Source organism: Candidatus Parakkermansia intestinigallinarum, from assembly GCF_944389695.1.
Lineage (GTDB): Bacteria > Verrucomicrobiota > Verrucomicrobiia > Verrucomicrobiales > Akkermansiaceae > Akkermansia > Akkermansia intestinigallinarum.
In genome coordinates this window covers 12,157-32,319 of sequence record NZ_CALXNG010000018.1, presented here as the reverse complement: position 1 = coordinate 32,319, position 20,163 = coordinate 12,157, and the positions used below count along the sequence as shown (strand labels likewise).

Sequence of the window (20,163 nt, the reverse complement as noted above, 5' to 3'; positions counted from 1 at the left end):
CATTGATGACGGACCATGTCTGACCCCCTCCATCATGAATGCGGCGTGGCGGCCATCCGCCTCCTCAAGCCGCTCGCCTACTTCGCGGACAAGTACGGCTCGCCCGACTGGGCCTTCAACAAGCTTTTCCTGCTCATGGAGAAGCAGCACAACCGCGGCCAGGACGGCGCGGGTATCGGCTGCATCAAGCTGGGGATGCCGCTCGGGGAGCCCTACGTGTTCCGTGCGCGCGATGCGACGAGCTCGGCTCTCGCCAACATCTTCTCGACGCAGCAGCGCTCTCTGCGCCACATGCGCGAGCGCGGGGAAATCGGCTGGAGCGACGCCGAGAGCTACAAAAAGAACTTCAATTTCGGCGGCGAGATTCTCATGGGGCACCTGCGCTACGGCACCAGCGGCCTCTTTGACGAGGGCAGCTGCCACCCCTACCTGCGCCGCACCAACTGGGAGACGCGCACGCTCATGCTGCTGGGCAACTTCAACATGACCAATGCCCCGCAGCTCAACCGCAGCCTCATCGAGCGCGGCCAGCACCCCATCTTCGGCACCGACACGCAGACGGTGCTCGAGGAGATCGGCTTCTACCTCGACGAGGCGCACACGGACATCTACCGCGAGCTGCGCGACACGATGCCCGGGCGCGACATTCCGCGCGAAATCTCCAAACGCCTCGATCTCTACGATATTATCGGCAAGGCATCGCAGGCTTGGGACGGCGGTTTCTGCATTCTGGGCGGCGTCGGCAACGGCGATTTCTTCTGCCTGCGCGACCCGCACGGCATCCGCCCCTGCCACTACATCATCACGGATGAATACATCGCCATTGCCAGTGAGCGGGTACCGCTCATGAGTGTGATGGAGGTGGAGAGCGAGCAGGTGCACGAGCTGCCGCGCGCCAACATGATTGTGGTGAAGAGCGACGGCAAGATTTCCATTCGCGAGTACACCAAGCCGCTCGAGCCGACGCCCTGCTCCTTTGAGGCCATCTACTTCTCGCGCGGCAATGATCCCATCATCTACCGCGAGCGCAAGGCGCTGGGCGCCGAGCTCACCGAGAAGATCGTCGCCAGCATCGAGGGAGACATCTCCAAAGCGGCCGTCACCTACATCCCGAACACGGCCGAGGTCTCGTACTACGGGCTGCTGGAAGGGCTGCGAAGCTACCGCCGCGAACGCATCACGGCAGATATGATTGCCGCGCTGCGCGAGGGGCGCCTGACCGAAGAGATGATCGAGGAGCAGGTGCTGCGCCGCTGGCCCCGCGCCGAGAAAATCGTCCACAAGGACATCAAGCTGCGCACCTTCATCACGCAGGAGACCAACCGCGGCCAGATGGTCTCGCAGGTCTACGACCTCACCTACGGCGCCATCTCCGAAGACGAAGTGCTCGTCGCCATCGACGACTCCATCGTGCGCGGCACGACGCTCAAGACCTCGCTGCTGCGTCTGCTGGGGCGTGCCAAACCCCGCAAGATTGTCATTGCCTCGTCGGCTCCGCAGATTCGCTACCCCGACTGCTACGGCATTGACATGAGCGAACTGGGCAAGTTTATCGCCTTCCAAGCGGCGATTTCCCTGCTCAAGAAGCGCGGCATGTATGATTACATCACCTCGATTTACGAGGAGTGCAAGCACCAGCTGACCCTCCCCCCGGAGGAGCGCGGCAACCCCGTCAAGAAGATCTACGCGCCCTTCACGGATGATGAGATCACGAATGAGGTTTCGCGCCTCGTCACGCCGGACAACGCCACCTGCCCCGTTCAGGTGATCTATCAGACGCTCGAGGGTCTGCATCGCTCCATCGAAGGGCCCTGCGGCGACTGGTACTTCAGCGGCAATTACCCGACGCCGGGCGGCTACACGACGGTCAATGCGGCCTTCATCAACTGGTTTGACGGACGCGACGGCCGCTCGTACTCCCTGCCGGTGTAGGCTTCTTCGATCGCGGTGCCGGTGCCGTTCCGCCCGGCACCGCGATATCACGACAGTCCTCCTCTCCCCCTCCGTTTCACCCGCAGCACCTCCCGACCTCAGCACCTCCCAAGCAGAAAGCCCCCGCCTCCTCACCCCGCACCCGCTCTCCCTCTCCCTCTCCCTCTCCCCGCTACCGCTACCCCTCCCCTTCACCTTCCTTTCGCTCGCAGCTGCCCCGCCGACTCATACTCCGCTCGCCCCTCCCTCCTCCGCTCGCCCCTCCTCCGCTCGCTCTTGCTCCGCCTCTCCCTTCCTCTCCGAATCCTCCGGTCAAGATGCACTCGGCAAAGCGCCACCGCTGCGAAGCTTTGATTTTCTCACCCACACCTACCCTACCCCACCGCCATGCCTGATGAAACGCAACAGAGCCTCAACGATCGCACCGATGAGGAGTTGATTCGCATCACCTTGGAGGGCAATGTCAAAGCTTACGACGTTCTGGTCAAGAGGCACAGTCGCAAGCTGCACGCCATGCTGCTGCAAATGCTGCGGTCAGAAGCCGATGCCTACGACATCGCTCAGGACGCCTTCCTCAAGGCCTTTCACTCCCTGCGCTACTTCAGCGGGCGCAGCGCCTTCTTCACCTGGCTCTACTCGATAGCCGCCAACCGCGCCCGCAACCTGCTGCGCCGCAAAAAACGCGAAAACTCCTTCAGCATCGACAACGACGCAGACGCCACCCCCATAGACAAGCGCAGCGAGCTTGCCGACGAAAGTCGCGCGGCCGACCCGACGCGCAACGCGCACGTCAGCGAGCTCAAGCAGCGCCTGCGCGCCGCCATGGATCAGCTCTCGCCCGCCCAGCGCGAGGTCGTCACGCTCTTCGACATTCAAGGCAAGAGCTTTGCCGAGATATCCGCCCTGCTCAACATCACGGAAGGGACTCTCCGCTCGCGCCTTCACTACGCCCACAAAATCCTCCAAGGTCTGCTGGGCGATGACCACCGCTGAGCGCGAAGCTCGCGGCGGGCAGTGAACGCGTCTCGCAGCTGCTTTTTGCTTGCGTCCGCCGGCCCCGGCGTGCTAAGATAAGCGGCGCATGAAAGTCATCACCATATACGGCAGCAAGAGCGACCTTCCCTTCATGGAACCGGCTCGCCAGTACTTCGCAGAACACCAAGTCGAGGCCGAAGAAGTCGTCTACTCGGCTCACCGCGATCTTCCCGAGCTGCTGGCCTACCTCCGGAAGCTCGAAGAGGACGGCACGAAGGCCGTTTTGCTCTGCGTGGCCGGGCTTTCTGCCGCTCTGCCCGGCGTCGTGGTCATGAACACGCAGCTGCCCGTCATCGGCGTGCCCGTTCCCTGCGGCCCGCTCAACGGCATCGACGCGCTGCTGGCCATCTCTCAACTTCCCGGCGGCGTGCCCGCCACCACGGTCGGCCTGCACAAGAAAACGCCGCTGAATGCCGCCATGGCCGCCCACCGCATCATTCGCCTCGCCGAATAAACGCAAGCTTCATCCGCACCATGACCGTGATCGGACAGCCTGAACTGGAGAAGGCCATTGACACATGGGCCGAGCATCTGCTGCGCTACGGCGAGCAGGTCCCGCCCGGCAGGCTGGCCGTCGTCGGGCTCATACGCCGAGGTGACGTACTGGCACGCCGCCTGACGGACAAGCTCGAAGCGGCGGGCTGCCGCGCGCGCTTCGGCACGCTGGACATCTCGCTCTACCGCGACGATTTGAGCATGCTGGATCGCAAGCCGGCACTGCACTCCTCCTACCTGCCTTTCAGCACCGATGATCTGCATCTGGTGCTGGTGGACGACGTCATTCACACGGGGCGCAGCATCCGCGCGGCACTCAATGCCGTTTTCGAGTACGGACGCCCCGCCGAAGTGAAGCTGCACTGCCTCGTCAACCGCAGCGGCAGGCAGGTTCCCATCCACCCCGATTACGCCGCCTTCAAGCTGGATCTGCCGTTCGACACCGAGGTCACGGTGCAGCTCAGCGAGTCGGACGGCTGCGAATCCATAACCTATTGAACGAAGTATGAACCCGAGAAAAGATCTGCTCACCATCGATTCTCTGAGCGACGAGGACATCGACACCATCCTCGAGAGCGCCAAGGCGATGAAGGACATCTTCACCAAGAGTGTGAAGAAAGTGCCCGCACTCAAGGGAAAATCGGTTCTGACTCTCTTCTATGAGCCGAGTACGCGCACGCGTTCCTCCTTCGAGGTGGCCGCGCACCGCCTCTCGGCCGACGTGACCACCTTCACCGTCTCGACCTCCTCCGTCGTGAAGGGCGAGAGCGTGCACGATACCATTGACACGCTCATGAGCATGAAGATGGATTACATCATCGTGCGCCACAAAAACAGCGGCATTCCCGCCGTCATCGCCCGCCATTGCAAGGCCTCCGTCATCAACGCCGGCGACGGCGCCCACGCGCATCCCAGCCAAGCCTTCCTCGACGCCTTCACCATCCGCGAGAAATACGGCACGGTGGCCGGCAAGCGCGTCGTGATCATCGGCGATATTCTGCACAGCCGCGTCGCTCGCTCCACCAGCACGATTCTGCGCCGGCTCGGGGCTCAAGTGGCCTACATGGGGCCCGGCCCGCTGGTTCCCGCCGAGAAGTACACGGGCATTCCGCGCTTCACCAATTGGGAGGACACCTTTGAGTGGAAGCCCGACGTCATCTACCTGCTGCGCATCCAAAACGAGCGCATCGACACGCCGTTCTTCCCGGCGGCGGACTACCACCAGGCCTTCGGCGTGACGGAGGAGCGCCTGCGGCGCATCGAAGACCTCGATCTTTCCATCATGCACCCCGGCCCGGTCAATCGGGGCGTCGAGATCTGCGACGCCGCTATGGAATACCGCAACTCGCTCATTTGCAATCAGGTTGAAAACGGCATCGCCGCGCGCATGAGCATTCTTTACCACCTCACCCCGCAGACTCAGAACCATGAATAAGCTCTACATCCGAAACGCGACGGACATCAACGGAAAGGCCGTCGACTGCAGTCTGGGCCGCAGCGGGAGCGAGGTCACGACGGCACCTGCCGGCAGCCTCGCGATTCCGCAAGGAGCCACGCGCATCATTGATGCGCACGGCAAGATCCTGCTGCCCGCGCTCTTCGACCTGCACGCCACCATCGAGATTCCCGGTCGCAGCAAGCGCGAGAGCGTGAGCCGGGCGGGTCAGGCTGCGCTCAACGGCGGCGTCTGGGGCATGCTCGTGATGCCTTCCGAGGGTTTCATGTTCGACAACTACGCGACGCTCGACAGCTTCCGCGACGCCGTTTCGCAGCGCTCGGCGACCGAAATGTACGCCGCCGGCTGCATTTCGCTGGGCATGAAGGGGCAGCAGCAAGCGCCCTACAACACGATGGCGGCGCGCGGCGTGAGCATCCTGACGGATGCCGGCCGCATGCCCGTCAGCCTGCTCATGCTCTACCGCGCCATGAAATACGCCGGTGAGCTGGGGCTGACCTTCGCGATTCGCGGTGACGTGCCCGAGCTGACGCAGAACACCTGCATCAACGTCGGCGCCACCTCCTACCGCCTCGGCCTGCACGGCACCCCGCCCTGCGCCGAAGAAATCGGTATTGAAACCGTGCTGCGCCTCGCGGCGGACGCCGGGGCTCGCGTGCACATCCAGACCGTCAGCACGGCGGAAGGCGTGGCCATCATCCGCCGCGCGAAGGCTCAGGGGGTGAAGGTCACGGCCGAAGTAGCTCTGCACCACCTCCTCTACACCGATGAAGACATCGGCGATTACGATACCAACTTCAAGACCCTGCCGCCGCTGCGTTCGCGCGGCGACGTCGATGCCCTGCTCGCGGGCGTGAAAGACGGCACGATTGACTGCATCGTCTCCGACCACAGCCCCTGCACGCCCTTCGCCAAGAAACAGGACTTCATCTCGGCGCCGCAGGGCATGGTTTCTCTCGACACCTTCCTGCCGGCCATCTACACGCATCTCATCCTCCCCGGCAAGCTCAGCTGGGCAGACGTCGTGCGCACCTGCAGCGAAAACCCCTGCCGCATCGCCAACCCGCAGGATCCGGAGATGGATACCGAGCTCACCCCTCCGCTCATGCTCTTTGATCCGGAGGCTCGCGTTACCGTCAGCGAATCTCAGCTGAGCTGCGGCACGCTCAACACGCCGTTGCTCGGCAGCACCCTGTGCGGCGCCGTGACGCTGCCCCTCCAGTAAAACACAATGATTATCTATATTGTCAGCGATGGCAAGCGCGGCCACCTCTCCCAAACCGAAGGGCTGGCACAGGCTCTGACGGACTGCGCCCGCCGTCGGCGCCCGGATCTGGAGCACAGCTATTATGAGGTCAGCGTCGTCGACAAGACTTGGCTGAGCAAGCTCCTCTACAAGGGGCGAGATCTCGACCTGCCCAGGCCCAACCTCATCCTCTGCGCCGGGCACGGCACCCACTTGGCCGCGCTGAGTCTGGCGCGGCACCTGCGCTGCCTGTGCATGGTGTGCATGAGGCCGAGCCTGCCTCTGCGTCTCTTTGATCTCTGCATCATGCCTCGGCACGATCTGCGCCCCGGCGAGACGAGCGGGGGGCGCATTCTTCCCACCGTCGGCTCCATCAACATGATCAAGCCCCACCCCGAGGTGCCGAAGCGCGAGCAGCTCATCCTCATCGGCGGGCCGAGCAAGGAGTTTGACTGGGATACCGAGACCGTGCTCAACCAGCTCTCGACCATCACGCGCCACAGCTCCTGCCCCATGGTGCTGACCACCTCGCGGCGCACGCCCAAGGACTTCGTGCAGGACGTCACCTCGACCTGCCCGAGCATCCGCGTCGAGCCCGTCGAAACAACCGGCCCGACTTGGGTGGCCGACCACCTCGCCTGCGCCAAGGAGGTCTGGGTGACGCAAGACAGCGTCTCGATGGTCTACGAAGCGCTCTCCAGCGGGGCGCCCGTCGGCATCATCGAGATGCCGCGCAAGAAGGTGTACCGCAAGGGCAAAAAGCTGTCGCGCGTGAGCCGGGGGCTCGATATGATCATCAGCGACGGGTGCGTGCGCAGCTTCACCGAGTGGGCCAAAGATCGCACGCTGCCGCAGCCCGACACCGTGCTCGATGAGGCGCACCGCGCCGCCGAATACATCCTCGACCGCTTCCCGAAGCTGCTGCCATGAAAATCATGCACCTGCTGCCGTCGCTCAGTTCGGGCGGAGTCGAGCAAGTCGTGCTCGAGCTCTGCCAAGGGCTCTGCGCTCGAGGCGAAGAAAACGTCGTCGTCTCCGCCGGCGGCAGCATGGTCGCCCAAATTGAAGCAGCCGGGGCGCGGCACATTACCTGCCCCATCGGCCGGAAAAGCATCCGCTCCCTCTTTCGCATCCGCCCGTTTCGGCGCCTGCTGGAAGCGGAAAAGCCCGACATTCTGCACCTGCACTCGCGCATTCCGGCGTGGGTCGGCTATCTGGCTTGGCGCAAGATGAATCCGGCCGAGCGCCCGGCCCTGGTCACGACCTTCCACGGCTTCCACAGCGTCAACCCCTACTCAGGCATCATGGCGAAAGGGCAGCGCGTGATTGCCGTCTCGCGCTGCATGAAGGAGCATATTCTGGTGCATTACCCGCGCACCGAGGCCTCCTGCGTCGTCGTCATCCCCAACTCAGTGGACACGCAGCTCAACCGCCCCGACTATCGCCCCGATGCCGCCTGGCTGGAGAAGTGGCGCGCGCAGTACCCCGAGCTCAGCGGCAAATACACCCTCTGCCTGCCGGGGCGCGTCACGCGCATCAAGGGCGCCCTGCACCTCGTCCCCATCCTCCGCGAACTGAGGGCGAGAGGCATCCCCGCCCACGCCGTCATCGTCGGTGAAACGAAAAAGGGGAAGGAGGCCTTCCGCCGCGAAGCGCAGGAAGCGTTCGCGAAAGCCGGGCTCAGCGATGCCGTCACGTGGACGGGGCACCGCAGCGACCTGCGCGACGTCCTCTGCGTCTGCGACGTCACGCTCTCGCTGACGCTCCAGCCCGAATCCTTCGGCAAGACGACGCTCGACGCGCTGGCGCTGGGGCGCCCCGTTGCCGGGTACGAGCACGGCGGCGTCGGCGAGCAACTCGATGTCTTTCTGCCCGAAGGGCGCGTTCGCACGGGAGATACGGCAGCCATGGCCGATAAACTTGCCGCATGGTACTCCTGCCCGCCCGTTCCCCGCTCGCCCGTTCCGCCTCCCTACCGCCGCGCCGACATGATTGACGCGCACCTCGAGCTCTACCTCCAGCTACTCTCAGCGCGATGAAGGTTCTGCACCTCAACCCCGGACTTCGCCCCGGCGGCATCACCGGCCAAGCAGCGGATCTCGCGCGAGGTCTCCAAGCCGCGGGCATCAAAAACATCGTCATGGGACCCGCCAGCGAGCTCATCGGAGCGCTGGACGCCGCGCGCGTGCGCCACATCACCTGCCGCACGGGCGGATGGCTGAAAACGCTGGCCGCCGTTCGCAAGCTGCGCAAAACCATCATCTCAATCGCCCCCGACATCCTGCAGACATACACCCCCGAAGCCGCCCTCATGGCGAGGCTGGCCTGCATGCGCCTGAGGCGCCGACGCCGCCCGGCTCTCGTCGGCGTGGTGACGGGCTTCATGTCGGCCCGCTGGCAGCGCTGGGCCATGGGTGCCTGTGATGCGCTGGTGTTCTCCTCCCGATACCTGCGCAAGGTGATGACCGAGCGCGGCTTCGTTCCCAAGGGGGCCGAAGTCTGGGTCATTCCGGGCGGCGTGGACGAGTCTCTCTGTTACCCGGGCTACGCGCCCTCCGCCGATTGGATGGAGCAATGGCACCTCACCCAGCAGCACGGCAGGCATCGCTACACCCTCTGCGTACCCTGCCCCATCTCGCCGCTCCACGGGCTGGAGGATCTCGAGCCCATCATGTCGGTTCTGCTCAACAACGGGCTCTCGCCGCTCGCCTACATCGTCGGCGACTCCGGCAAAGCCGACCCCAACTACCTTGAGTCGCTGCGCAACCACTTCGCCGAAGCGCACCTCGATGAGCGCATCATCTGGCTCGGGCACCGCCCCGACCTGCGCGACGTTATCTGCGCCTGCGACGTCACGATCTACCTCTCGCGCCGCCCCGAAAGCTACAACCGCCCCATTCTCGAGGCTCTGTCGCTGGGGCGACCGGTAGCCGCCTACGATCACGGCGTCGTCTCCGAGCTGCTCGAGGCCTTCCTGCCCGAGGGACGCGTCGAGCCCGATAAGGCGCGCGCCATGGCCGACGTTCTCTTGCAGTGGCGCACCTACAGGCCCAGCCTGCCCGGGCAAATTCCCCCTCCCTACCGCCTCAGCGACACGGTCTCCGCCTACCGCAAGCTCTACGAGGGGCTGCGCTGAACGCCTGTTTCATCCCCTCCCCGCCGCCGAGCTTGCACGAGGCTCAAGAGCGGTGCGGCGCCGGGGGAGTGCACGACGGCAAGCTCGGCACGTGGCGCGGATGTAAGCCCTGCACGAAGCTCCGAGCTCAGCCCGGCCGCAAAATCCGCGCGAAGGCTGGGTTGAGCATCATCCGCCGGCGACGCGAAGGGCAAGAGGGGCAGCGGCGGGTTCAAATCCCTGCTTCAAAGGGGATTTTTTTGCGCGCTGCGGGCCCCGCATCAAGTATCGCATTGACAAGAGGGGTATCTTGAGGCACAATGCCGCCGCTCATTTTCATGATTACATTCACCAACATGACGGGAGCCGCCGAAATCGGCTCCAATAGCTACCTGCTCGACATGGACGGTGTGCGCATCGTGCTCGATGCCGGCATGCACCCCAAAAAGGACGGACGCGAGGCTATGCCGGACTACAGTCTGATCGGGGCGGCCGATCCGGATGTCATTTTCATCACCCACGCCCACCTCGACCACATCGGCACTCTGCCCGTTCTCCAAGATGCACACCCAGCCGCCGAAGTGATCATGACTGCCGGAACGGCCATCGTCGGCGAAGCCATGCTGCACAACTCCGTCAACGTGATGACCTCAAAACGCCTGCAGGAGGGCATCATCGAGTACCCCTTCTTCACGCACCACGAGCTCGAGCACGCCGCGCGCAGCTGGATGGTGCGGCCCTACAACGAAGCCTTCCGCACCGGCCGCCGCGGCGCCGTGCTGGCGACGCTGCACGACGCCGGGCACATTCTCGGCTCCTGCGGCGTTGAGCTCGAGAGCGAGAGCGGCGCGACGCTCTTCTACACGGGCGACGTGCAGTTTGAAAACCAGACGCTCATCGCCGGAGCCGACTTCCCGCAGAAGGGCATCGACATTCTGCTCATGGAGTGCACGCACGGCAGCACGCAACGGCGCAGCGATTACACGCGCGAGGCTGAGCTGCGGCGCTTTGCCGACGCGATACGCGAGACGATCGAGGGCGGCGGTGCCGTCCTCATCCCCGTGTTTGCCCTCGGCAAGAGTCAGGAATTGCTCTGCGAAATCGGGCGATTCAAACGCGAGGGGCTCATCCCCGACGTTCCGGTCTATTTCGGCGGTCTGAGCTCCAAAATCACGCTCATCTACGACAAGACGGCCGACAGCACGCCCCGCCTCAAACCGGGTTACCGCCTGCGCGATGAGGTTGAGACTTACGGTCTGCCCAAACAGGGCAAGGCGCCGCTCATCGCCTCGCCGGGCAACATTTACCTTGTCTCCAGCGGCATGATGAGCGAGCACACGGTCTCCAACCTGCTGGCGGCGCAGGTGATGCCGCACCCGAAAGACGCCATTCTCTTCGTCGGCTACAGCGACCCCGACTCCCCCGCCGGAAAAATCAAGGCGGCCGCGCCGGGCAGTCTCGTCAAGCTGCAGGAGAAGGGCGGCCAGGCCTACCCCCTGCTCTGCCGCACGGAGTGTTTTGATTTCTCCGGTCACGCGACGCGCGAGGCGCTCATTGACTACGCCGTTACTCTTGCTCCGCGCACCATTCTGCTCGTGCACGGCGACGAAGGTGCCCTCGAGCAGACGCGCGAGACGCTGCAACAGCGCCTTCCGCAGACGCAGATCATCATCCCGCAGCCCGGCAAGAGCTACAAACTCGACTGAGCCGCCGAACGCCGCCCGCCTGTAGCGCCTGTAGCGACGCAGCTCCCGAAGCGTGCAGCGACTACAGCGTTTGCAGCGCCCGAGCCGTCGGCGAGCCCGACGGAAGCGACGGAACCGACGAGTTCGGCGGAAGCGACGAAAGGGACGAAGGCTCCGGCCTCTAAGCCGCTCAAATGGCCGAGCCGCGCAGGTCGGTCGCGCGCCTTTTCAGCGCTTGTGATTCGGTATTGAATCCGCATCCCTCGACGAGGTCGCAGAAGTTGCCGACCATCGCTTCGACGGGGTTCAGCCGTGCGCCGGACGTCCGTGCGCGCCGGCTCCAAAGGCGTGCCGTCCGCAGCGCTCCGCATCTCCTGCCGCCCGAGGCCGGCAACGTTCTGCGTTGCGCTCTTTATACTCTTGTTCTGATACGATTCGAACACCTTTTCATAACAGGCTTTATTCGTTTATAATCTGCGCCTTATATAAATCCTGCACGTAGCAGACAAGCGGAATCCGGGCGCGGGAGCGGCGACATATCCCGCTTTTTTACGGGAGGAGGTGAGAAATCCCTTTCTCACCCGCAGCCCCGGCGGGAGCGGCGCTTCGGCACCGCAACGGCCACCGGACGCAGTGTTTGCCGTTCAGCCCTCAGCAGCCGACGGCAGCGCGGTCTTCGGGCCGGGGCGGGCCTGCGTACACAAGGCGCCCGCCCGCCTCTCCGGCTCCGGGGCCGAGTTCGACAATGTAATCGGCACGGGAGAGCAGGCTGTGGTTGTGCTCAATGCAGAGGATACTGTGCCCGGCGGCACGCAGGCGATAAATGGCGCGCAGCAGCAGCTCCAGCTCGCCGAAATGGAGCCCCGTGCCGGGTTCATCCAGCACCAGCAGGTAATGCTCCGGCAAGCCGCGCCGCGATTTGCCGCCGGCCTTCGCTAAATAGGTGGCGAGCTTGATGCGCTGCGCTTCGCCGCCCGACAGGGTCGTGACGCTGCGATCGAGGCTGAGGTAGCCCAGTCCCAGCTCATCGAGCGCTCTGAGGATGGCCGCCGCGGCCGGAATGGCCGAGAAGAAGTCCAGCGCCTCGCGCACGCTCAGCGCGAGAGCCTGCGCGATGGATTTGCCCCGCCACGTGACCTCCAGCGTCTCGCGGTTGTAGCGCGCTCCGCGGCAGGCGTCACAGGGCGTGTAGAGGTCGGCCAGAAAGTTCATGTCGACCTGCAGCAGACCGGTGCCGCCGCAGCGTTCGCAGCGCCCGCCGCGCGTCGTGAGCGAGAAACGCGAGGCCGTGTAGCCGCGCTGACGCGCGAGAGGCAATGCGGCGTAGAGCGGGCGCAGCACGTCGAGCAGCCCCGTGGCCGAGGCAGGCGTCGAGCGCGGCGAGCTGCCCAGAGGGCTCTGATCAACGAGGATTGCGCGGGCGATACCCTCGGCTCCCTCGAGCTTGCCGCTCCGCAAGGCCGGCAACAGGCATTCATGCACGAGTGTGCTCTTGCCCGAGCCGCCGGGGCCGCACAGGCAGCAGAAAGCGCCCAGCGGCAGGCTCAACTCAAGGTCGTGCAGGTTGCGGGCGGATGCGTGCCGCAGCACGAGGCGCGGAAGAGCCGCGAGGTCGAGGGGCTCGGCTTCGGGCATGCGGCGGCGCCCCGAGAGCCAGGCGCCCGTGGGCGAATCGGGATTGTGCAGGAAGTCGTCGTAGCTGCCCTCGGCCAGAATGAGCCCGCCTTCGGGTCCGCTGCCCGGGCCCATTTCGACGAGGTGGTCGGCGGCGGCCAGCAGCTGGGGGTCGTGCTCGACGACGAGGATGGTGTTACCCTTGTCGCGCAGGCGGCGCAGCGCGGCGATGAGGCGGTCAACCTCGCGGGGATGCAGGCCTATGGTGGGCTCATCGAGAATGTAAAGGACACCCGAAAGCCCGCCGCCGATCTGTCCCGCGAGGCGCGCGCGCTGCAATTCGCCGCCCGAGAGCGTGTTGGTGGCGCGGTCGAGCGAGAGGTAGCCCAGCCCCAGCTCGATGAGGCAGTCGAAGCGCCGCTCCAGTTCTTCAAGCGCGGTTTTCAGAGGCTCGCGAAAGGCGGGCGGGACGCGCAGCTGGCGCAGCAGCTCTCGGTTGCGCTCGATGCTCAGGCGGCAGTAGTCGCCGAGGTTGAGGCTGCTCGCGCCGAAGTCGAGCGTGACGGCGAGGGCGACGGGGTTGAGCCTCATTCCCTTGCACTGCGGGCAAAGCTCGGGCTCTCCCCGATCGCCCTTGCCGCCTTCAACGACGCCGAGCCCGTCGCAGCGCGGGCAAGCGCCGCGGGGGGAGTAATGAGAGAAGAGACCGGGGCTGAGATCGGGCATGGTAAAGCCGGTCTCGGCGTTGCGGTAGCGGGTGTGAAAGCAGTCGAGGCGGGGCTCGCCGCCGCGCTCCTGCACCAAGGCTCGCAGCTCGTCGGGCCAGAGGCGCAGCGCCGCTTGGACGGAGTCGGCGATGCGCGAGGCGGCGCCGTCTTTGACGACGATGCGGTCGACGACCAGCTCGCAGACCTCGTCTTCGCGCGGCGGCTGCGATTCGAGCTCGTCGAGCTCGCGAATCACGCCGCTGACGCGCACGCGCAGGTAGCCGGTCTTGCGCAGCTGCATGATGCCGCTCTCCGCCTCGCGTGCGAACGATGCCCCCAGAGGCGCCAGCAGCGTGAGGCGCGTCCCTTCGGGGAGCTCGGCGAGGCAAGATGAGATTTCGTCCGGGCTGAGCCGCGTGAGCACGGTGCCGGTTTCAGGGTCGTGCGGCACCCCGATGGCCGCGTAGATGATGCGCAGGTAGTCGAGCGTCTCGGTGAGCGTGCCGAGAAGGCTGCGCGACGGGCCGCGGCTGAGGCCCTGCTCCAGACAGAGGGCGGGCGGCAATCCGTCGATGGCCTCGACTTGCGGACGCTCGGGGCGCGCCAGCAGGCGCCGAGCTCCGGGCGAGAGGCAGTCGAGAAAGCGGCGTCGCGATTCGGCAAAAAGCGTGTCGTAGGCCAGCGTGCTCTTGCCCGAGCCGCTCGGCCCCATGAGCGCTATGATGCGCCCGGCGGGGAGCTTGAGGCTGATGTGGCGCAGCGTATTCTGCGAAGCCCCTGTGATGCTGATGTCCATCAGACGGCGGAAGCATCAGACCCGCGCCCTGCGGATCGCGGCGCATGAAGCAGTTCGTGGCAGCCTCCCGACTCGATGATGAGGCGCTTCGCGACGCACTCCCCGCGCAAGATGCCGTGGCGGCGAATCCGCACCTCGCCCTCGGCCGCGATGTCGCCCTCCACCAAGCCGTTGATGACGGCGCTGCCCAGCTTCACGGGCGTCTCAAAGCGCAGCACGGCTCCGCGGCACAGCTCCAGCTCACCGACGCGAAAGCTGCCGACTTGGCGAAAGCTGCCCTGCACGGTCATCTTGCGCGAGCAACGCACCGCTCCCGAGCCCTTGCCCAGCACGTTGAGATCCCGACAGACAAGCTTGAGGTGCGAGAGCACGGCCTCGCTCAGAATCGTAATATCGCCCAGCGTGCTGACCGTGCAGCGCGTGCTCGACGGCCGCAGGTCGACGTTGGCCATGTTGAGATGGGCATGGCAATGAATGCAGTTGGCCGAAAGCGCCGCGGCGGGCACGTGCGACTTGCGCCCGCACTCGTAACAGATAATCTCTCGCGTCGGCAGCTGTTTTTTCTCGCGGTGCCCCGCAAACGACGTGAGCGCAACACGACGGTTGCGCTCACCTTCGGGCAGCAGGCCTGAGACATGGGGCACGACGAGCGGCTCGGGCTTGAACTCAGGCATGGCTGCACACAATCAGACTCTTCCGCAACGCGGGAAGAATCAGCTGAGAAGATTGGCCTGCTCCTCCTTGAGAGCCGACGTCTTGGAGCTCTTCTTGGGGGTGGTGGCCGCCACCGAAGCCGAACCGACGTGGCAGTTGCCGATAAACACGGCGCCCTCCTGAATGGAGATGCGGGCCGCCGACACGTCGCCGACGAGCTCCGCCGTCGACGAAAGCTCGATGCGATCGGTCACCACGATGTCGCCCGTCACCCTGCCGTGAATGATGGCGCTCTGCGTGTGAATGGCGACCTTGTTGTCCGCCCCGGCCTGAATCGTCGCGTTTTTGCCCACGGTCAGAATGCCGTCCGACGAAATCTCACCCTCGACGGTGCCGTCGACCAGGAGATCATCCGTGAAGCGCAGCTTGCCGACCACGCTGACGTCGGCGTTGAGCACGTTGCGGGCAGCCACGACGGTGCTCTCGCTGCTGAGGGGATCAGCGGCAGCCGGAACGTACGGAGACGGCTCGCCATAGAGCCCGTCATTGCCGCTCGACACCGGCTCAACGCCGACGGGAGGCGCGCCCCAGTCGGCCGGGATCGAGGTGTCCGCAAGAGAGGGAGACGTCTTCTGCTCAGCATCAGGACGACGTTTGTGATTGAAGTTATTGAATGCCATAAGTCTTTTTGATGTATCAGTGAAAGGGGGTAAGTGGCCTCGGCGGTGTGCCAACGTCCCGGACATGGTAGCCTGAGCCGGGGCATTTGTCGATCCGAAAGTGCGTCAAACGAACACTTTTTTCACGATCGCGGCAGCGAACGTGCCGGCTGCGGGCAAGGGAGCCGTTCTTCAGGCTTCGGCCGTGTAAATCGCGGCGATACCGCCGGTGAGAGGCAGCGAGGTCGTCATGCCGTAGCCGCAGCGCTGCAACAGCCGGCAAAAGGCCTCTCCGCGGGGGAAAGCTTCGATGCTGTCGCCGAGGTAATGGTAGGCGCCGCCGTTGCCCGTGATCAGGCCGGCCATTTTGGGCAGGATGCGATGCAGGTAGAAGCGGTAGGGCGCGGCCGTCCATCCCTCCGGCATGCTGAAGTCGAGCACCAACAGGTGCCCGCCGGGGCGCAGAATGCGGCGAAACTCGCGCAGGGCCGCCTCGTAGTCAGCCATGTTGCGCAGCCCGAACGCCACGGTGGCCGCATCGAACGAGGCGTCGGGAAGCGGCAGATGCAGCGCATCGGCCTCCAGCACCTTCTCCAGACCTCGGCGACGGGCGACGTCGAGCATGGGGCGGCAGAAGTCCGTGCCCAGCACGTCGATCTCAGGGAAGGCGCGACTGACGGCCAGAGCCAAGTCGCCCGTTCCCGTAGCGATGTCGATGAGTCGCGCGGGTTTCCACTCGGCAATGATTTTGAGCGCCCGATCGCGCCAGAGGAGGTCGGTACCCAGGGACAGGACGTGATTGGCCGTGACGTAGCGCTCGGCTATCGACGAGAACGCTGCATGCACGTAGGCGGGATCAGGCATGACGTCGCAGGAGAAGGGAGGGGGGAGAGGTGAGCGTCTCCGCACGCGCCGGAGAGTTCCGTCGGCGCGTGCGGAGCAAAACCCGTCAGGCGAGGCGCGCTATGAGAGCGTCGCCGAAGGCGCTCGTCGACAGAGACGCGGCCCCGGGAATCATCTCGGCCAAATCGGCCGTCACCTGCTTGTCGGCAATCGCCTTCTCGATGGCTGAAACGATGCGGTCAGCCGCCTCATGCCAGCCGATGTAGCGCAGCATCATCTCCGCGGAAAGCAGGAAGGAGCAGGGATTGGCCTTGTCGAGCCCCGCCAGCGCCGGAGCGGTGCCGTGCGTGGCCTCAAAGACGGCGTGCCCGGTCTTGTAGTTGATGTTGGCGCCCGGCGCGATGCCGATACCGCCGACCTGTGCAGCCAGCGCATCGGAGCAGTAATCGCCGTTGAGGTTGAGCGTGGCGATGACAGAGTGATCCTTCGGGTGGATGAGAATCTCCTGCAGGAAGGCGTCGCAGATGCAGTCCTTGATGACGATGCCGTTGGGCAGGCGGCACCAAGGACCCTTGCCGATGGGCTCGGCACCGAACTCGCGGCGGGCGAGCTCGTAGCCCCAGTCGCGGAAGGCGCCTTCGGTGAACTTCATAATGTTGCCCTTGTGCACCAGCGTCACGCTGGGGCGACGGTGCGCCACGGCGTACTGAATCGCCGCGCGCACGAGGCGCTCGGTACCCTCGCGCGAAACGGGCTTGACGCCGAAGCCCGACGTATCGGGGAAGCGCACCTTGTTGGCCAGCTTGGGGAAACAATCCGAAAGCCAGTTGAAGAAAGTCTGAGCCTCGGGCGTGCCGCTCTGGAGTTCGACCCCGGCGTAGATATCCTCCGTGTTCTCGCGGAAGATCACCATATCCACGAGCGAAGGATCCTTCACGGGCGTCTCAATGCCCTTGAAGTAGCGCACGGGGCGCACGCAGCAGTAGAGGTCGAGTCCCTGACGCAGAGCGACGTTGAGCGAGCGGATGCCGCCGCCGACGGGCGTGGTGAGCGGTCCTTTGATACCGACGAGCAGACTGCGGAAGGCGTCGAGCGTCGACTGCGGCAGCCAGGTGTTGAGTTGGTCGTAGGCCTTCTGCCCGGCAAGCACCTCCTGCCAGACAAGGCGGCGTGCGTCGCCGTAGGCGGCGGAAACGGCTGCGTCAATCACGCGCTGAGCCGCACGCCAGATGTCCGGCCCGGAGCCGTCGCCGATGATGTGGGGAATAATGGGAAAATCAGGCACGCGCAATCCCTGCGCGGTCATCGTGATGGGGGTACCTTCGCTCATGGTTGTGTATTCTGATTCAGATTTTGAAGAGGTTGGGGCGCGTCCTGCGTTGCCGCAGGGCGAGCAGCAGGGCCGATCAGTTGCACTTGGCGCAGGACGAGCGGGCGGTTGCTGCGCAGCGCACTGATGGACAACGCGCGAACATCAGCCGCCTTCGGAAGCGTCCAGACCTCATAGCCCTCAAGCGCGAATCCCGCTTCGCAGAAGCGGCGTTTCAGCACGGAGCCGTCGGCCAGTTTGAGCTCGACGCGGAAGCCGCCGCAGAGCTTGCCCGCCGGGCTCCGGGAGCCACCGCCGTAGATGACGACGGTCGTCACGGCCGATGCGCTGCCGGGAGCAGGTGACCACTCGACCCAGGCGGGTTTGTCATCCGTCGGCAAAGCCACCGCCACCCCGGCGTCATTCGCGACGGAGCCGTCGGTGGCGTTGCTCAGGGGAAAAGCCTCATCGACGGCTCCGGCCCGCGCCGGCGTATCCGACGCCAGCAGATTGACCATGCCGTCAGCGGGCACGTAGGGCTCGAGATCCGCATTGGGATCAGGATCCTCGGGCGGCAGTTCCGTCACCGCCGTGCCCATGGCCGTCTCGACTTGCTTCGTGCTCGGCGAAGGTGCGGTCGGCTTCACAGGTTTCGGCGTCTGAGCGACGGCGGGAGCCCCTGCTGCCGGGCTCGAGCCTCCGGGCGCTTTTGCCTGTGCCGTCGGAGCCGGGGCGGGCGAAAGCACGGCAAGCTCCTGCCCGGCGTGCGGGCAGACGGCGCAGAAGACGAAGACGGCAGCAAGAAAGGCGGGAGGCAGGATGAAGTACACCAGCTTCCCGGCGATGCCGCCGCCCGAACGGAGATCTCCGCGCGGTGCGCGATACTGTCGAAGTGGAGCCATACTGAGGTTTCGGCCATTCTAGCACGCCGACAAAGGGAATGCAACCTCAAAGCTCAGGCTGAGCGAGACTTCAAAAACTCCGCAGATTCTCCGAGCTTCGCCTGCCTCCCCCGCCCTGCCCTTGCCGCGTCAAAAAAGCCCCGCCGCCGAAGCAGTGGGGCCTCTTTGATGCCTTGTGAAGGGCAGCGGGCTGTTTATCAGCCGTTGACGCGGCCGAGGTAGGTGCCGTCTTCCGTCTTGACGGAGATGCGCTGGCCGGCGTTGATGAAGAGCGGCACTTGCACCACGAGGCCCGTGGTCATCGTTGCGCTCTTGTAGACATTGTTGGCGGAGTTGCCCTTGACGCCCTCGGGGGCCTCGGCAACCTCCATCGTGATGGCGGCCGGAAGCTCGATGGAGCAGACGGTCTCATCGGTGAAGAGCAGGATGTAGGAGTTGCCCTCCATGAGGTAGTCCTTGACGGGCTCGACGATATCCTCGGGCACGCAAACGTCCTCGTAAGTCTCGGTGTTGAGGAAGTGGTAGCCCATGCCGTCCACGTACGAGAACTCCATCTCTTCGCGGCTGAGCATCACGCCCTCGAGGAAGTCGTTGGAGGTCAGACGAAGGTTGTAGTCCTTCTTGGTAGCGATGCTGCGAATAGTCATCTGGACGTAGGATGCCATGCGGGGAGGAGTCTTGAGCTGGCTCTCACGCACCACGCAGATGTCGCCGTTGTAATTCACGGCGTGGCCTTTGCGAAGTTGGATAACGGGGACTTTTGCCATAGCGGCGGGAGGGTAGCAGAGGACGGCTCAATAGTCAAGCTTTTTCTCACCGCCCCCCTTCAAAAAAGGAGCGTAGCGGCGAACGGCACCTCGGCCGCGCGGCGTCGGCGCAGCGCTCCATCCGCTGACTCACAGCGCATCGACCCCGGCGAAGAACTTGAGCAGGACAATCTGGTCGTCTTTCGTCACGAGGTAGCCGTCCTTCGGGTCGAGCCACTGGAAGGAGTGGATGGATTGGCGGCGCGAGCCCTTGGGGTCTTCGGCGAGAGGCTCGCGCAGACGCTTGAGAAGCGCGGGGTTGAGAGCCTCGACGATTTCGCGGGTCGTCAGCGGGGGCATCGCCGGAATGATGGACTGGATGCCCAGCGGTATGCAGCGCTCAACGTCTCCGAGGATGCGCTGCGGGAAGTAGATCTGGTGCAGCTCATCGGGGGCAAAGGGCAGAGCCTTGCGGCCTGCGGGGGGATCCGCCATAGCCCGGAGCAGCGGGCAGAAGCAATCCATCGGCGCCCCCAGCTCCGTGATGTGAACATTGAGCACGCGGCCGTACTGCAAGTTGAGCTCGCGGTAGAGGTTGATGCGGTTTTGCACGTAGGGGTCGTCGCTGGATTCGAGAACGGGGGTGTTTTCGTCGGCATCGGGTGCGAGCATGTCGCAGGTCGTCACAAAGACGGTGAACTCGGGCTTGATGTCGGCGAGGTGGCGAATCAGGTAGTTGGTGGCGGCCGTGTCGGCCGCTACATCCTTGCGCACGGCATACGAGCCGTTGGCCACGGCGCTGTCGAGGTAGACCATGAAGCGAAAGCTGTGGCCGAAAGTCGACGAGAAATTCTCCTTGTCAATCAGATAGTCGAAGTGCCGACGCTTTGTCCAGTACTTGCCGAGGATGGTGCTGGCGCCGAGGAAAGCCGTTTCGTGAATCATGGGATCGAGGCGAATGAGGTGAAG

The 20,163-nt window shown here is 64.7% G+C and carries 18 protein-coding genes; 10 read left to right on the top strand and 8 right to left on the bottom strand.

Going from position 1 to position 20,163, the window contains the following annotated elements; genetic code table 11:
- The first annotated feature begins 15 nt into the window (after window positions 1–15).
- From AC6UAL_RS06385 to AC6UAL_RS06340, 10 genes are all read left to right on the top strand, one after another.
- Window positions 16–1,932, top strand: a complete 1,917-nt coding sequence (locus AC6UAL_RS06385) for an amidophosphoribosyltransferase (RefSeq protein ID WP_500682541.1) — start codon at window positions 16–18, stop codon at window positions 1,930–1,932.
- Between the two features lie 387 nt (window positions 1,933–2,319).
- On the top strand, window positions 2,320–2,925 hold the full coding sequence (locus AC6UAL_RS06380) for an RNA polymerase sigma factor (RefSeq protein ID WP_500682540.1): 606 nt from the start codon (window positions 2,320–2,322) through the stop codon (window positions 2,923–2,925).
- 88 nt (window positions 2,926–3,013) lie between these two features.
- A complete protein-coding gene (locus AC6UAL_RS06375; RefSeq protein WP_500682539.1) occupies window positions 3,014–3,421 on the top strand; it encodes an AIR carboxylase family protein in 408 nt (135 codons plus the stop codon).
- A 20-nt stretch (window positions 3,422–3,441) separates the two neighbouring features.
- Window positions 3,442–3,960, top strand: a complete 519-nt coding sequence (locus AC6UAL_RS06370) for a phosphoribosyltransferase family protein (protein ID WP_500682538.1) — start codon at window positions 3,442–3,444, stop codon at window positions 3,958–3,960.
- A 7-nt stretch (window positions 3,961–3,967) separates the two neighbouring features.
- On the top strand, window positions 3,968–4,897 hold the full coding sequence (locus AC6UAL_RS06365; protein ID WP_500682537.1) for an aspartate carbamoyltransferase catalytic subunit: 930 nt from the start codon (window positions 3,968–3,970) through the stop codon (window positions 4,895–4,897).
- Window positions 4,890–6,143 carry a dihydroorotase gene (locus tag AC6UAL_RS06360; RefSeq protein ID WP_500682536.1) on the top strand — a complete coding sequence of 418 codons (1,254 nt, stop codon included), beginning with the start codon at window positions 4,890–4,892 and terminating at the stop codon, window positions 6,141–6,143. The genes AC6UAL_RS06365 and AC6UAL_RS06360 overlap by 8 nt, the downstream gene beginning before the upstream one ends.
- A 6-nt stretch (window positions 6,144–6,149) precedes the next feature.
- A complete protein-coding gene (locus tag AC6UAL_RS06355; RefSeq protein WP_500682535.1) occupies window positions 6,150–7,094 on the top strand; it encodes a mitochondrial fission ELM1 family protein in 945 nt (314 codons plus the stop codon).
- A complete protein-coding gene (locus AC6UAL_RS06350; protein ID WP_500682534.1) occupies window positions 7,091–8,203 on the top strand; it encodes a glycosyltransferase in 1,113 nt (370 codons plus the stop codon). The genes AC6UAL_RS06355 and AC6UAL_RS06350 overlap by 4 nt, the downstream gene beginning before the upstream one ends.
- A complete protein-coding gene (locus AC6UAL_RS06345) occupies window positions 8,200–9,300 on the top strand; it encodes a glycosyltransferase family 4 protein (RefSeq protein ID WP_500682533.1) in 1,101 nt (366 codons plus the stop codon). Before AC6UAL_RS06350 ends, AC6UAL_RS06345 begins: the two co-directional genes overlap by 4 nt.
- A gap of 299 nt (window positions 9,301–9,599) precedes the next feature.
- Window positions 9,600–10,985 (top strand): MBL fold metallo-hydrolase, encoded by a 1,386-nt coding sequence (locus AC6UAL_RS06340; RefSeq protein ID WP_500682532.1) that lies wholly within the window; start codon window positions 9,600–9,602, stop codon window positions 10,983–10,985.
- 630 nt (window positions 10,986–11,615) lie between these two features.
- Here the strand turns inward: AC6UAL_RS06340 and AC6UAL_RS06335 are convergent.
- From AC6UAL_RS06335 to AC6UAL_RS06300, 8 genes are all read right to left on the bottom strand, one after another.
- Window positions 11,616–14,081 carry an ATP-binding cassette domain-containing protein gene (locus AC6UAL_RS06335; RefSeq protein WP_500682531.1) on the bottom strand — a complete coding sequence of 822 codons (2,466 nt, stop codon included), beginning with the start codon at window positions 14,079–14,081 and terminating at the stop codon, window positions 11,616–11,618.
- Entirely contained in the window at window positions 14,081–14,755 is a 675-nt protein-coding gene (locus tag AC6UAL_RS06330) for a bactofilin family protein (protein ID WP_500682530.1), read from the bottom strand. The genes AC6UAL_RS06335 and AC6UAL_RS06330 overlap by 1 nt, the downstream gene beginning before the upstream one ends.
- A gap of 39 nt (window positions 14,756–14,794) precedes the next feature.
- Window positions 14,795–15,415 (bottom strand): bactofilin family protein, encoded by a 621-nt coding sequence (locus AC6UAL_RS06325; protein WP_500682529.1) that lies wholly within the window; start codon window positions 15,413–15,415, stop codon window positions 14,795–14,797.
- Window positions 15,416–15,586: 171 nt separating this feature from the next.
- Window positions 15,587–16,258 (bottom strand): ubiquinone/menaquinone biosynthesis methyltransferase, encoded by a 672-nt coding sequence (locus AC6UAL_RS06320; RefSeq protein WP_500682528.1) that lies wholly within the window; start codon window positions 16,256–16,258, stop codon window positions 15,587–15,589.
- Window positions 16,259–16,343: 85 nt separating this feature from the next.
- Entirely contained in the window at window positions 16,344–17,567 is a 1,224-nt protein-coding gene (icd, locus tag AC6UAL_RS06315) for an NADP-dependent isocitrate dehydrogenase (protein ID WP_500682527.1), read from the bottom strand.
- Window positions 17,564–18,448, bottom strand: a complete 885-nt coding sequence (locus AC6UAL_RS06310) for a hypothetical protein (protein ID WP_500682526.1) — start codon at window positions 18,446–18,448, stop codon at window positions 17,564–17,566. Before AC6UAL_RS06310 ends, icd begins: the two co-directional genes overlap by 4 nt.
- A 197-nt stretch (window positions 18,449–18,645) precedes the next feature.
- Window positions 18,646–19,215 carry an elongation factor P gene (locus AC6UAL_RS06305; RefSeq protein WP_500682525.1) on the bottom strand — a complete coding sequence of 190 codons (570 nt, stop codon included), beginning with the start codon at window positions 19,213–19,215 and terminating at the stop codon, window positions 18,646–18,648.
- Window positions 19,216–19,344: 129 nt separating this feature from the next.
- Entirely contained in the window at window positions 19,345–20,139 is a 795-nt protein-coding gene (locus AC6UAL_RS06300) for a hypothetical protein (protein WP_500682524.1), read from the bottom strand.
- Window positions 20,140–20,163 lie beyond the last annotated feature (24 nt).

What these genes read in the sequence shown, in the direction of transcription:
- AC6UAL_RS06385 (WP_500682541.1), top strand. Translation starts at nt 16, where the DNA reads ATGTCTGACCCCCTCCATCATGAATGCGGCGTGGCGGCCATCCGCCTC.
- AC6UAL_RS06380 (WP_500682540.1), top strand. Translation starts at nt 2,320, where the DNA reads ATGCCTGATGAAACGCAACAGAGCCTCAACGATCGCACCGATGAGGAG.
- AC6UAL_RS06375 (WP_500682539.1), top strand. Translation starts at nt 3,014, where the DNA reads ATGAAAGTCATCACCATATACGGCAGCAAGAGCGACCTTCCCTTCATG.
- AC6UAL_RS06370 (WP_500682538.1), top strand. Translation starts at nt 3,442, where the DNA reads ATGACCGTGATCGGACAGCCTGAACTGGAGAAGGCCATTGACACATGG.
- AC6UAL_RS06365 (WP_500682537.1), top strand. Translation starts at nt 3,968, where the DNA reads ATGAACCCGAGAAAAGATCTGCTCACCATCGATTCTCTGAGCGACGAG.
- AC6UAL_RS06360 (WP_500682536.1), top strand. Translation starts at nt 4,890, where the DNA reads ATGAATAAGCTCTACATCCGAAACGCGACGGACATCAACGGAAAGGCC.
- AC6UAL_RS06355 (WP_500682535.1), top strand. Translation starts at nt 6,150, where the DNA reads ATGATTATCTATATTGTCAGCGATGGCAAGCGCGGCCACCTCTCCCAA.
- AC6UAL_RS06350 (WP_500682534.1), top strand. Translation starts at nt 7,091, where the DNA reads ATGAAAATCATGCACCTGCTGCCGTCGCTCAGTTCGGGCGGAGTCGAG.
- AC6UAL_RS06345 (WP_500682533.1), top strand. Translation starts at nt 8,200, where the DNA reads ATGAAGGTTCTGCACCTCAACCCCGGACTTCGCCCCGGCGGCATCACC.
- AC6UAL_RS06340 (WP_500682532.1), top strand. Translation starts at nt 9,600, where the DNA reads ATGCCGCCGCTCATTTTCATGATTACATTCACCAACATGACGGGAGCC.
- AC6UAL_RS06335 (WP_500682531.1), bottom strand. Translation starts at nt 14,081, where the DNA reads ATGGACATCAGCATCACAGGGGCTTCGCAGAATACGCTGCGCCACATC.
- AC6UAL_RS06330 (WP_500682530.1), bottom strand. Translation starts at nt 14,755, where the DNA reads ATGCCTGAGTTCAAGCCCGAGCCGCTCGTCGTGCCCCATGTCTCAGGC.
- AC6UAL_RS06325 (WP_500682529.1), bottom strand. Translation starts at nt 15,415, where the DNA reads ATGGCATTCAATAACTTCAATCACAAACGTCGTCCTGATGCTGAGCAG.
- AC6UAL_RS06320 (WP_500682528.1), bottom strand. Translation starts at nt 16,258, where the DNA reads ATGCCTGATCCCGCCTACGTGCATGCAGCGTTCTCGTCGATAGCCGAG.
- icd (WP_500682527.1), bottom strand. Translation starts at nt 17,567, where the DNA reads ATGAGCGAAGGTACCCCCATCACGATGACCGCGCAGGGATTGCGCGTG.
- AC6UAL_RS06310 (WP_500682526.1), bottom strand. Translation starts at nt 18,448, where the DNA reads ATGGCTCCACTTCGACAGTATCGCGCACCGCGCGGAGATCTCCGTTCG.
- AC6UAL_RS06305 (WP_500682525.1), bottom strand. Translation starts at nt 19,215, where the DNA reads ATGGCAAAAGTCCCCGTTATCCAACTTCGCAAAGGCCACGCCGTGAAT.
- AC6UAL_RS06300 (WP_500682524.1), bottom strand. Translation starts at nt 20,139, where the DNA reads ATGATTCACGAAACGGCTTTCCTCGGCGCCAGCACCATCCTCGGCAAG.